General features: G+C 56.1%; 10 protein-coding genes. 4 read left to right on the top strand and 6 right to left on the bottom strand.

The window, feature by feature from the left end:
* Window positions 1-36: 36 nt before the first annotated feature.
* Window positions 37-1,434, top strand: a complete 1,398-nt coding sequence (locus DW352_RS00105; RefSeq protein ID WP_115687376.1) for an MBOAT family O-acyltransferase — start codon at window positions 37-39, stop codon at window positions 1,432-1,434.
* A 15-nt stretch (window positions 1,435-1,449) separates the two neighbouring features.
* Here the strand turns inward: DW352_RS00105 and DW352_RS00100 are convergent, their stop codons facing one another.
* Complete coding sequence (locus DW352_RS00100; protein WP_162826669.1) at window positions 1,450-3,258, bottom strand: hypothetical protein; 1,809 nt, start codon at window positions 3,256-3,258, stop codon at window positions 1,450-1,452.
* Window positions 3,259-3,577: 319 nt separating this feature from the next.
* Here DW352_RS00100 and DW352_RS00095 point away from each other — a divergent pair, with 319 nt between their 5' ends.
* Window positions 3,578-4,786, top strand: coding sequence for an FkbM family methyltransferase (locus DW352_RS00095; protein ID WP_115687372.1), 1,209 nt, complete (start codon window positions 3,578-3,580; stop codon window positions 4,784-4,786).
* Between the two features lie 143 nt (window positions 4,787-4,929).
* Here the strand turns inward: DW352_RS00095 and DW352_RS00090 are convergent, their stop codons facing one another.
* Window positions 4,930-6,384: a hypothetical protein gene (locus DW352_RS00090; protein WP_162826668.1), complete on the bottom strand. Its 1,455-nt coding sequence runs from the start codon at window positions 6,382-6,384 to the stop codon at window positions 4,930-4,932.
* 296 nt (window positions 6,385-6,680) lie between these two features.
* On the opposite strand from DW352_RS00090, the gene DW352_RS00085 reads away from it, so the two are divergent.
* On the top strand, window positions 6,681-7,988 hold the full coding sequence (locus tag DW352_RS00085) for a hypothetical protein (RefSeq protein ID WP_115687368.1): 1,308 nt from the start codon (window positions 6,681-6,683) through the stop codon (window positions 7,986-7,988).
* 93 nt (window positions 7,989-8,081) lie between these two features.
* Window positions 8,082-8,939 carry a TylF/MycF/NovP-related O-methyltransferase gene (locus DW352_RS00080; RefSeq protein WP_115687366.1) on the top strand — a complete coding sequence of 286 codons (858 nt, stop codon included), beginning with the start codon at window positions 8,082-8,084 and terminating at the stop codon, window positions 8,937-8,939.
* Between the two features lie 74 nt (window positions 8,940-9,013).
* On the opposite strand, the gene DW352_RS00075 is transcribed toward DW352_RS00080, so the two are convergent.
* From DW352_RS00075 to DW352_RS00060, 4 genes are read right to left on the bottom strand one after another with little or no spacing between them, the layout of a single operon-like run.
* The gene (locus tag DW352_RS00075) at window positions 9,014-10,243 is read right to left on the bottom strand and encodes a class I SAM-dependent methyltransferase (RefSeq protein WP_115687364.1); all 1,230 of its coding nucleotides are present in this window, start codon (window positions 10,241-10,243) and stop codon (window positions 9,014-9,016) included.
* Window positions 10,243-11,133, bottom strand: a complete 891-nt coding sequence (locus DW352_RS00070; protein ID WP_115687362.1) for an NAD-dependent epimerase/dehydratase family protein — start codon at window positions 11,131-11,133, stop codon at window positions 10,243-10,245. Before DW352_RS00070 ends, DW352_RS00075 begins: the two co-directional genes overlap by 1 nt.
* Before the next feature lie 4 nt (window positions 11,134-11,137).
* Window positions 11,138-11,554: an LIC12192 family sporadic carbohydrate cluster protein gene (locus DW352_RS00065; protein WP_115687360.1), complete on the bottom strand. Its 417-nt coding sequence runs from the start codon at window positions 11,552-11,554 to the stop codon at window positions 11,138-11,140.
* Between the two features lie 3 nt (window positions 11,555-11,557).
* Entirely contained in the window at window positions 11,558-12,373 is an 816-nt protein-coding gene (locus DW352_RS00060) for a sporadic carbohydrate cluster 2OG-Fe(II) oxygenase (RefSeq protein WP_115687358.1), read from the bottom strand.
* Between the last annotated feature and the right edge of the window lie 34 nt (window positions 12,374-12,407).

The following is a 12,407-nucleotide window of genomic DNA, read 5'->3' as shown; positions in this document are numbered from 1 at the left end:
AGATCTCGATAACAGAGCCGGCCCGGCGGGTGGAATATGCTGTTCAGCTCGCCGGTGTTCCTCCTGTTCTTTGCTGCCTATTTTTTTGTCCATCTCGTTACGCCGCCCAAAGGGCGCATTTTACTTATTATCGTCGGCAGTACGGTTTTCTACGCTTGGTGGAAAGCAAGTTACGTCTGGCTGCCATATCTGTTGATGGCAATCGCTTATGGCGGCATCTTATGGATCGAAAGCTGCAAGCGTCCTGAGGGACAAAGACGCAGACTCGCCATAACTATTATCCTGCTTTTTCTGCCGCTCGTATTCTTCAAATATACGGACTTCGTCTACGGCGACATCCTTGGTCCGATCTTCGGCCTCAAGGGACCTATTTTAAACCTGCCGCTGCCTCTCGGCGTCTCTTTCATCACATTCACATTGACAGCCTACGTGGTCGACATTTCTCGCGGCCGCTATCCACGCATTCCCTCACTATCGACATCGACAGGCTATCTACTTTTCTTTCCCCATCTCATTGCTGGCCCAATATTAAGACCTGTGGAGCTCGTACCGCAGCTCGAACATCAGCGCCCCGCGCTCCACGCGCGCTTTTATATCGGCTTATTGATTTTCACCGTGGGCTTGGTCAAGAAGCTCGTTTTTGCTGATACGATTAGCGGCTTCGTCGACCCCATCTACTCGGCAGACGCGGCTCCTAGCGCAGCACAGGCGCTTTTAGCGATTTATGGATTCTCCGCACAGATCTATTGCGATTTTAGTGGCTACACGGACATGGCCATCGGACTCGCGTTGCTCATCGGCATACGATTGCCGAACAACTTCTTGCGCCCATACATCTCGGTTTCGCCGGTCGATTTCTGGAGGCGCTGGCATATCACGCTATCGTTCTGGTTACGCGACTACCTTTATATCCCGCTCGGCGGGAGCCGGAAGGGTCGGATCCGGACTTACGTAAACCTCTTTATCACAATGGTGCTTGGCGGCCTCTGGCATGGCGCGAGCTGGACATTTGTAATTTGGGGAGCCCTGCACGGCGTAGGCCTCGCGTTCGTGCATTTCATGCGCGGTGTATTTGGCCGCGGCAGGCCCCTCGAAATGCCGCGGATGATCGCTATCTTCCTAACTTTTCATTTCGTAACACTGCTATGGGTCTTCTTCCGCGCGCCCACGCTGAGTAAGGCCTTCCAAATTCTTTCCGCTCCCTTCGTCGGCAATTGGTCCGGCGCTGTCGCTTATGCCAGCGCCAATCTCTCTGTCCTAATATTGCTCGCGATCTTCGCAGCTCTGCACATTTTCGACGACCATCGGCACATCTACGTCGTCGCGCGCCGGCTGCGGCCGGCCGTGGTATTGCCGCTTGTGCTCGTACTTTGGGCGGTGGCGATGACGCTAAGCCAGGGGGCCTCAACGAAGTTCATATATTTCGAGTTTTAGACTGCGACGTTTTACTTACATACAGGCCGCCGCACGTACTCGGCGAACGATGGGAACATCCGTTTGGTAGGCAGGCACAGAACGCCCCTTTGTGATCTGTATCTTGCGAATCAAGACCGACTCCCTGGCCGCCGCAAAATCATATCTGCCGGACGGCTCCGCCAGTTGAATGATAAAGGCCCCTCGCCCACCCACCGGAGAGAAAAAAGTCAGCCAAGCGCGGTACCAACCAAAACCGGCCGCCTCCACTCCACTGCTAATGCTACGCACCTTACCCAAGCGTATCGTTGCCGACTCGCGGTTTGCGAGATCGAAGTCGGCGACCGCTCCTTGACTATTCGGCCCGAATAACTGGACTCGAAATTTTCCGGACTGGTCCGGCTTGACCTCCAATGAGGCGCTCACATAGCCTGGACTTAGATCGATGCCATCAACCGCGAAGTAATGCTCGCCTGGCGGCCCGGACGCCGCGAGACGATAGGTACGAACCAGCGGCCAGAAACCGCGAACGCAAGTCAGGCTGACGATCGAACCGGGACGGTCCGAATTCGGGATACTCTCGGAGTCAGAAAAGAAATTCCGATATGGCCCTACCGCGCTCTCTTTCTCGGTCGTGTCCGCGTAGTCTGCAACGGCTGCCGCGTCGTGGTCGAGTTGCGGACTTTCCAACAGCGCGGCCGCGACTCTTCGAGCGACCTCACCATTACCGAGCGGAGATTTGTGTCCGGTCGAGCCATCCGGCTTTCTGACATAGTTCTCGCGCAGCGCATTAGCATTTCCGCGGTATATGGCGGCCAGCGCACCGAATTCATCGACCGTCTGGATTCCGAGAGACTGCGCGCACTCGTGTACCAACGCCGCATGCGGTGGTTCCGACAGCCCGCCGATAATGTGCGATCCGGCAAACTGCAGATATAGAATTAGTCGAACCCCACCCTCATCGGTCTTCTTCTTGAGACGATGGAGCAACCTGCACGTAATCTCGACCTCATCTCCGCTTGTCCGAGAGAAGCTTGAGTTTCGGCCAGCGAACCACCAGTCGCTAAAGAACGCTTCCATGAAGCGGCTGACAACAATCGAATGCGCAAACCAGTGCTTGGCATCACCGCCCTCGAGGTCTTGCTCGACCTTGGGTACGGGTTGATTGTGAGCTACGAGCGCACCATGCTCGACCAAAAAATACGGTTTGGGACGACCGTAGGACGAATAGGTTACGCCAAGAATATTATCGGCCAACAAATCGACGATGAGTACTTTTGGCCGAAGTAGCGGCATGAGCTGTTCGGCGCGCAGAATAATCTGGTCCGCACCGTAACCGCCGACACCGCCGTTGTAGACCGGCAGATTAAGCATCCGCCGTAATTGGGCGGGCCAAGTCTCCACATCGGAGACTTCTGAACCTGCCGTAAACGATGACCCTACCGCCAACACGCCTCCGCTCGGCAATTCCGAAAACGGCTCGCCGTTAGAGCGCAGCCCGTACTTTAACGTGTTCACGGTGTATGGCGGCGAACTTGTGTAGGCCGTCGAGTGGTCCGGTTTCATAACCCAACCAACGACAGGGTCGTAATCGATGGCCGTGTTGGTCGTGGGACTTTGAACCCGATCGTTTCTGAAATCTTGAAAGCGAAATAAACTATGCGTCGATATTCTCACCAAGACTTCGCAAATGAATAAGTAGGTAAACGTCGCCACGCAGGCGACCGCTAGCGAAAGTGAGATGCCCCCAATCAAGCCGAGAAGGCCGGCCGGCTTACCGAACTTTCGACGCGATACGACACTGCTGATGCGAGCGCCGAATGCTAACAATGACTGCGACAACAAGCGTTACTTCCGTCGATCCGACCGGCCAACACTAACTCCATAAAATAGCACGCTATCGAGACACTTGCTCTTGCTTATCGTTGACATAAGCTTTTTAATGCTACCACTGGTTGTATTGCGACGCAACCTCCCGCGGACGGGGGCGATATGAATAGAATGGGCGGATGCAACCGCCTTGAAGGCGCTAGTCACACGACAAGTACCCATACATCGAGCCGGCGCACTAGCGGTATCGCACACCCGCATCGATGCCGCGCGAGTTGCACGGGAAGTCGACATCGTTCATGGTCAACATAGTTTAGAGTTTGGGGACGTTTCTATGGCACTGAAAGATTTTGTTTCGCGTTTTCTAGGCGTTCGCGATCTCATTGCAGAGAACAAACAACTGAAAGCCCAACTTCACAACGTCGGCGCCGAATTGGCCGTGGCGCGGTCCCAGCTCTATATTTTGACACAGGGCAACACACCGGTTTCGTCGCTACAGACAGGGTCTGCATCGCGCGAAGCCGACGCGCAACTTTCCCGTTATCAGCGTCGCGATGAGTTGGTCTTACTACCTGGAATTCTGGAACTTCTTCCTCAAGATGATAGATTTCTTGTCGTTGACGGCGGCGCGCGCGAAGTCGACCGCGACCTGCGCTGGCGCCCGTTTCCGCCAAGCCGCATGAAGTTTGTTGGCTTCGAGCCCGACCAGGCGGAGGCCGCTCGCCTCAACTCGACGCCGGGCCCCGGCGGAATCGAATGGCAATTCGTACCGGCCGGGCTTTGGGGATCCTCAGGCACGATCAAGTTTGAGCACAACAAAGCCGGCGGAGGCAGCTCGTTTCTGCCGCAGAATCGATCTGTCACGGACCGCTGGAAGTTCGAAAATCCGCACCAGATAAGCCTGGCCGCAGAAATTTTCTTTCCTATCGGCGAGGAGGACATGACGGTCGTCAGCCTCGCTGATTGGTCCGGCCAAACCGGGACGACTAGCATCGACTTCCTAAAGCTTAACGTCCAAGGCGCCGAACATGAGATTCTCGATGGCGCCGGCCCGCTCCTCGATACGGTGCTGGGCGTGCTGATCGAAGTTGCGTTCGTTGAATCGTACAAGGACAGGCCATTTTTCGCCGATACCGATCGTCTGCTGCGTCAACGCGGTTTTACTTTCTTCGACTTGCTCGCGCATCACTATATCGGCCGATCTGCGTCCCCGATCGCCGCACAGCATCTGAAGATCATGCAGCCCGGCGTGGGACAGCTAACCTCGTCGTGGGGCCAATTGATCGAAGGGCATGCTCTTTACTTGCGCGATCCGATTAGCGACGATAACGCCGCTCAACTTCCTTTGCCACGCATACTCAAACTTGCGGCGCTTGCAGAAGCATTCGGTCAGGTCGAATATGCATTTGAACTGCTGGACTGGCTCAAGGACCGACCGGACGTAAAGGATACTCCGATCGCGCAAACACTTGCAGGGCTAATAGCTTCTGCGACCTCCAAATATAAAGCGATGCTTCGCGACGATATGAGAGGCGCAGGTTAAACCCTGCGGGGTGCGCTAGCGCAATGAGCCGTCGAAAGGGCCCGCCCGCCTCCAGAGACGGACGTCTCTTCCGCGAAAGAAAATGAGAAGGCCCAGAGAGACAACCGCCATAGCATTGAGATCGGCCTAGCGGCGCCGGACCGTCATATGAGCCTAGGCTGCGGATCGTCGATGGCGTCCGGCTGAACACGCGGCAGAACCCCCTCAGCCATCAGAGCATGACGACCGACTAGATAACCCCAATCTTGTTCCAGTAAAACCGGCCGGGTTTGAAGCGGCACGCCATCGATGTGTGGCACGCCACGCTGCCAACTTAACTGCCGAGAATTGCCGCGCATCGTCGTAAAAGTTCTATCTTCCTGCACGGTCAAGTCGACGGTGCCGACAATAACATGGTCAAGCAACAAGTTCGCAAGGCCGTTCTCCGCGCCACTCTTCAGATAGCGTGCGCCGTTATCAAAAAGCCAGCGCACCATTTCGGCGCCGGAGGGAACGATAATCGTCACCGGATCTTTGTAATGAACGAGCTGCGCGACTCGCGTCTGAACCAAGGCAGCGGCGACCACGCGGCGGGCCATGGCCATGCGATCCTGCGGCATCGCCCGCATGACACGCAAAATTTCTCGTGCACCGATAAGCCGAGACATAACGATGTCCGACTGCCGCTCAATCCGCCGCCATAACTCAGGCGTTCGCTCACCCAGATGTATTCGGTAGTAAAGCGCGGAAACTGTATCGTTGGCGGGGCTATCATATCGCAACCACCAGCTTCCGATCGTAACGGCATCGAGCTTCTGCGGCGAGGTGAACCAGTCGACGTCTTTCATCAGCGGAGCAAAGCTCAACGCGAACAAGTCATCCGAATCGGTAATAAAATGCGTCAACTCCGGATCGAGCTCATGCGCTGGCAGCGCTTGTTCATTGAGCAGCACGACCCGTGGATCGTATGCAAACATTTCCCGGACGAGAACGCGCATCACGTATCCTTCGCCCGGAACCCTCCACAGGATGAATTCTGGGTGAATTGGAAAGTTCGGACTTTCCCGCAGATAGGTTAGCGTCAGCGGATGAATATACTGGAATGCCATTTCGACAAGCTGTCGCGACGACACATCGATTGTGACACCGTCTCGCGCAAGATAGCGCTCACGAACCTCGGGAACACATGTCTCCGAGACGACACGCATATAGGTAATGAAGATCGCCTTCTTACCCGACGTGGCCAGATCGGCAACGTGGCGAAAGGCACCGTTCGACCACGTAACGTCAGGCGGAACGAAGAGGATCATCGCGCCAGCGTCGCGCGCATCCTGAATGCTTCGACGCCATAGCTGATGATGCATTCCGATGGGATCGCTGCTTCCTTCTACGGGGCAAGCAATCAGCTCAAAAGTGACGTACTCGAGCGCTTTCTTGAAAGCCGGATGAGATGAAATTCTCGCCTTATCTTTTTCCGATGTAAATATTCGATAAGTGACGCGATGCTGAGCCGCGAACGCCGGTAGGTTTCCGTCCGCCAGCAAGCTGGGAAGGTTCACATCCAGGAAGATACCTGTGTGCCAAGGTCCCCATACGACGGTTGAAAAATGAAAAAACACAATTGTAGCCGCCCCACAGCTGGCAATATGCCACCGGCCGCGTGGCCAGCTCACATAGGGATGTAGGCCACACCTGAGACAACCGTGTCAATCCTGGATGCTGTCCGGCACCCTCAAGCCATCGCAAGGTTTCGATAGTAGAGCAAATGTGTTTGGTAGCTAAATCTTTGACTTGACCTTGGATTTTTCGGCAGCATTATGGCGTCCGGCAGGTTGCGAGCTGTCCGGCGGGCGATCCCCTGAGTATTCGCTGCTGATATTTCCCTAAAGAGATTTTTGTCCTGTGGTGAACCTGAATGAACGACACGGCTGATCTTGCCCGACCACCGGCAACCGTCGAAGCCGGCTGCGAGGTCATGAGGCGAGCTGTTGCGGTTTTAGGCGTGGATCATCTGTACGATGAACATTTCCGGTCATTCGGCTATCCCGCCGACATCTACAAGCCACGCACAGTCAAGGGGCTGACCGACCGGCTGGCTTGGCAGACGGCCATCGACATCCTGATCCGAGCGACCACCGCCAACCCTGACAATATCGAAGGCAAACATCAACTTGCGTTGATGCTCGAACATCTCGGACAGGTCGACCATGCGTCCGACGTACGTGCCGAGATTGCGAAACTCAATCCGAGCTACTTTCCAAACAATATTGCCGTTGGCCGATTGATGGAGTTCTCCAAACCCATGGAGGCCGTCCGGCGGCACTATGCAAATGCATGCGCTACGCCGTCATCTTATAGCCTTGCCTTAGCGCGCAGCGTTGCGATCAATGGGCCTCAGATTCTCGATAAAACAAGCCTTGCTGAACTGCTAGTAAAGATCGAGAGCTCTAAGCAATCTCCGGCTGATGATATTCTGCTCGATCTTGCGATGGGGTTTGTTAGCCTCGCCAAATCGGATAGTGACAGCGCGCGCCAATACTTCGCAGCGGCGTGCATGCTCTCAGATGCGCGAGACGGCAGTCCAACGTACTGCGACGAGTGGTCGTTGGCCTATGCCCGCGCGTATCTGGTCGACCTTGTTCCTCCCGGCAGAACGGCCGTTCCAAATTTCGCCACCATCAATCCCGTTAGGCTAGCTCTCGCTTGCGCCTCGCAACAGCGAGCGCAAGGCGCCAGCATTCCAGTTCTGTGTGCCTTCGAAACTGCGATCGATCGCGTTTTGCCGAGGCCTCCGACACTGAACCATCGACTGTACCATGGCTACAGAATTGCCCAGCTTGAAGGACGGTATTACGCGATCCCCAGGGAGGTTGCGGATTTTTTCCTGTTCAGAGGAAGAGTTTATCGCCAGCCCCCTACTCACTACGACCGCATTTCGAGCGGAAGGGAAATGGTAGCGAGCCAGATGCGCCCGTCGTGGCGACGTTTTCTCAAGAGCATTTACTTCAATGCGAGAAGCGTGGCGGCGCACCTGCTGAACGCACTTCGGAACGGCAAGCACGCAGCTAGGAGACTCGCACGTCTCAGTATCGAGTTCTATATGCGGCGCTACGAAATTCCGGGTGTTCTCGTCGATTCCGAATATGCGGGCTTGCAGCAGTCGGTCGATCGCTCCACGACGAAAAAATCCGTTGGACTCGATCGTATGCGCAAGTCCACCTGATCGCGTCCGCTCCAACAGGGACACAATTAGGGTATCGACCTAGTCCCTAAATCCCATTAGACAGTTGGCGTCATTCACCGAGGTTTGGAGCCTATGGCCAAGCGTTCAAAGAAGACCGTGAAATCTAAGCGTGCCGGAAAGCCGGCGGCAAAGAAGCCTGCCGCCGCAGCCGCATCACGGATCGCTGCCGTCCCGGAAGAAGATTTGATCGTCCGAATTGACGGCGAGCCTTGGGTGAAACTTGCCGACGGGCGGGAGCTGGCGAAGTGGTCCAAGCAGGACGAGATCCGGTACAATCAGGGCAATCGCCAAGCTGAAAAGTATCTGTTTTTCCGGCGTGTTTTCGACTTTCTGACAGAGAACGAAATTCGCGGCAACTACCTCGAGTTCGGCTGCCATCGGTGTCGCACCTTTCGCATGGCGCTGACCGAGGCCCGCCGGCATAACCAGGATCACATGAAGTTTTTCGCCTTCGACAGCTTCGAAGGCCTGCCGATTCCGACGACGGAGACCAGCGTCACCAAGTGGACGCAGGGAGCACTCACCACGTCCGAACAGTCGTTCCAGGACTTGGTCCACAAGCACGGAATCTATGTCGACCGCGTCAAGACCATCAAGGGATTCTACTCGGACTCACTGACTGACGAGTTGCAAACGCAATTCGTCGCGAAAGAGAACAAGATCGCTCTGGTCACGGTCGACTGCGACCTTTACGAGTCCGCCGTTCCTGTGTTCGATTTCATCGAGCCGCTGCTGCAGGATGGCTCGGTAATCTATATGGATGACCTTTTCGTCGGCAACAAAGCCAATCCGACCCGCGGCGTCGCCAGGGCATTCCTGGAATTCCAGAAACGGTCGAAGTGGCGCTTTATCCGCCATCTTGATGTCGGTTGGTGGGGCCGCACTTATATTGCTCGCACGGCCGACGACGGGATTGACGGCGTCTACTAACGGCGTGGCGGGGGCCCTGCTCCCGCCCACTTTCCGACGAGGATTAAGCCCCCGTTCTTGGACAAAACCTCGGACTAGGCAAACAAACTGGGCGGTTGCTCGCCATTGCCGGCAAGAGAATCAGTTCGAACGGTATAAATTGGGCCCTTGAAGCCCAGCGCCCGCACCTTTCGTGCGATAACGAGGTCATGTAGGTAGGCCGTCACGATCACCGCGCCGAGCGGCAGCAGCTTCTCGACGGACGGGGGGCCGATCGGCAAGTCAATAGCTGGCCCGTAGACCTGGTGTCCAACATACATCGGCGTGTCGTCGAACATGGCCGAATAAGCGGCAAAGTCCGGATACACGCCAAACAGCGATTGCGAATAGGCATTGGCGCCGTATAGGCCGATCGAACCGGTGATGCCGGTAAGCCGCTCCCTGCCGTAAGCGCGACGCTTTGCCATGTCGGCGACGAAATTCGGATCATCTTTTATAATTGCTGGCCGTACGTCCGAAGCCGCTACGGGCCGCAACACAAAGGCCGTGTCGTGCCCGTTCTTGACATCGATCGTCTCGACGACCGCAAAGCCAGCGCGAGCAAATAAAGCCTCAAGATGAGGCTGGCGGTAAAAGTGAACATGGGGATAGTGAAAGTCGACAACCGATCGGTTGACATAAATGTACTCGGCGCTCGGCAGCTCGATGTACGCTATCCCATCATCGCTGATTTGCGCCCGCAGCGATTTCAAAAACGGATTGGGATCCGGAATGTGCTCCAACACCTGTCGGCAGACAATGACATCGAAAACCTTCCCCGTCAGCGTGGTTGTCGGAAACATCGACTGATGGAAAGTAACCTTCGTACCCGCAAAACGGTCGGGAGATAACGCCCGGCTTGGCTCCACGAGATGGACCTCGCTTGCGGTCTCCGCCAGCAACATCGACAGCGCGCCGCCGCCGCCGCCGACCTCAAGGACCACGGGTCTCGGTTTGGCATGCCTTAGAATGGATTCCGCCGTGCCTTCGACGGCCTTCACCATTGAGGGGCTGACCGGCACGTTGGTGAGCACAAAAGCGCCATAGAGATCATCGGCACCGAGCGGGTCGAAGGCCGCGTTATAGAGGTGACCGCAACTGTCACAACGCACGATATGTAGGCAACCGAAGCCCGCCTGACTGCCCGCCGCCTCAGGAGGGCGGAACGGATGTATCGGCGATTTCGCTACATCCCACACAGGTTCGCCACCAGCCCCGCCGCAAACGACGCACCGACTGATGTGGGCCGGCGAGCGCGGTGATGCGCCTTGCTGCGTGATATTCATTAGTGCTCCGGTCGGTCGGTTAAATTGTCGCGAACGAACGCTTCGATGCTCGCCCGAACTGATCTTGGACGATAGCCAAGCGCGATGGCGCGGTCGAGATTGATGAGAAACGGCCTCTTACCGCCCTCTGCGATCTCAATCCGCTCCGAACGGCGCGCCGTGCTGAACAACAGGCCGAAGACGTCGCGGATTGGGATAGGATCGGGAGACGCCAAATTAGTTACAGCGTAACCGGACCGAGGCGCCGCAATCCAACGTGCAAGAAAGCTCGCGAGATCGCCAATATAAACGATGTTGTTGAACATTGCCTCCGGATTGCTGGCGCGCACCGCTTCGCCTGCGAGAACGCGACGCAAAGCCTCGGAGAGGAAATTATGGTGCGATCCTTTGCCTACCGTTCCGGGTAAGCGGAGAGACAGGCCAGACAGACACTTTCCATCCTGGACCACATTTTCCAGCAAATCCTCGGCGTCACGTTTCGCGCGGCCATAGGGATCCGGATTCTGAGACGGCGTAGTCTCCGTCAATTCCGACACGTCGACAGAGCCGTATACGGACATCGAGGAGGTAAAAACAATGGTCTTTGCGCCGGCGGCAACCGCCTGTTCGAATACGCTTCGCGACGGTTCTAGATTTCGCCGGTAAAGCGCGTCCGGCTCCGGACAGCGAGCCGGTATCTCCGCGGCAATATGCAATAGCGCATCGAACCGCGTCGGCAACGAACCAGGATCGATGATGTCCGCCCGGCGCCATCTCAGATTGGCGACCGGAGCATCGTCGTTCGCGTGACGAGACAGCGCGGTAACCGTGAAGCCTTTTTCGGCCAACGCGCGTGCGATAAACCCGCCAGCAAAACCACTGGCGCCAGTTACCACGACGTGATCCGCCATCGTCTCAATCCACCGGAAGGGATTTTAAAACCTTGGTCGAAATCTGGTTCAGCTGGACCAGTTCCTCGATATGCTCGACCCCCTGGTCATCGGAAATCACCAGGCCCTCGAGCACGATGTGGAGCTCGCAACCTTGCTCCAATATCTTCTTGTAGAACTCGCGGCGGCGCTCCTCCCGCTGCGGCAACATGTGCAGACTGTACATGACGATGCCCTGATAATCCGACAGGCCTTTCGTCATGCCTTCCAGCACCATGTATGAGTGCGGAAAAATGTTCTCATTCACCGGCAACACGTAAATGAGATTGTTACGTTGGCAATAATCGCGCAACGCCAGCGACTGCAGCGGAACCGGAACACAGTATTGCCCAAACGGCCGCGAAGTCACGTACCCGCGTAAACCCAATCTGTTTTTGGACATCCGTTACTCCGCAAAGCCGGAAGGCTGCTTGTACGCCATGCCGACACGAGTCACGGGCCGCACTGTGATAGGTAGATAAAAGGAGCCAAGTGACTTCTCGGCGCTGTCATAGGGCGTAAACAGGCCCGTGAACCGACAATTCATCGACCAACGCGTTGTTGTCTCATCGTTGAGCACATTGCCGTGCAGAAAATTCGGGCAGAAGATCAGCACCTTGCCGTACGGAATGTTCAGCCAGATCAGATCCTTCTCCACCGCCGAGAAGAGCGAGCGCATGTCCGGAAATTCTTTGAAGCGCTCGACGACGGGCTCTGACTTCTGACGCGGCAGGATGAACATCGACTTAGTGCCGAACACATCCACAAGCGGCATCCACTGCACGACCTGGTAGGGGGTTTCACCACTGAACACGTCGGCATGAATGTCGAGCAGCGACGTCTGCTCCTTGGGCATCTGAATCGAGAAGTTGATACGATTCTGCATGGCCAGCTCATTGCCGACCAGTTCCTCGATCATACTGCGGCCAAGCCGGAAATAGGTCGGACGGAACCAAGGCTTCGCATTCATCTCCCGATAGACGCCGAGGCGAAGCGGGTTGAGCTTCTCCACGGAAACGATGTCGTGCAGATTGTCGAGAAACTCGCCATCGTCCTTGGGCAACGGGCACTCGGCAAGCCGCGCAGCAACTTTCACGACCTCATGCCGCAACTCATCCAATGCCGCGCGATCTTCGACATCGCGGATGATATAACCTTGAGAATTGAACTCCTCCACCAAGGCAGAATTTTCAGTGGAGTAAAACGATTCGATGAGTGCCATCGGACTACCCCTGGCCGGCAATACGAAACGGAAG

Origin of the sequence: Pseudolabrys taiwanensis, assembly GCF_003367395.1 — a bacterium.
Taxonomy (GTDB): domain Bacteria; phylum Pseudomonadota; class Alphaproteobacteria; order Rhizobiales; family Xanthobacteraceae; genus Pseudolabrys; species Pseudolabrys taiwanensis.
The sequence above is the reverse complement of the archived record's forward strand: the minus strand, read 5'-3'. Positions and strand labels throughout refer to the sequence as shown.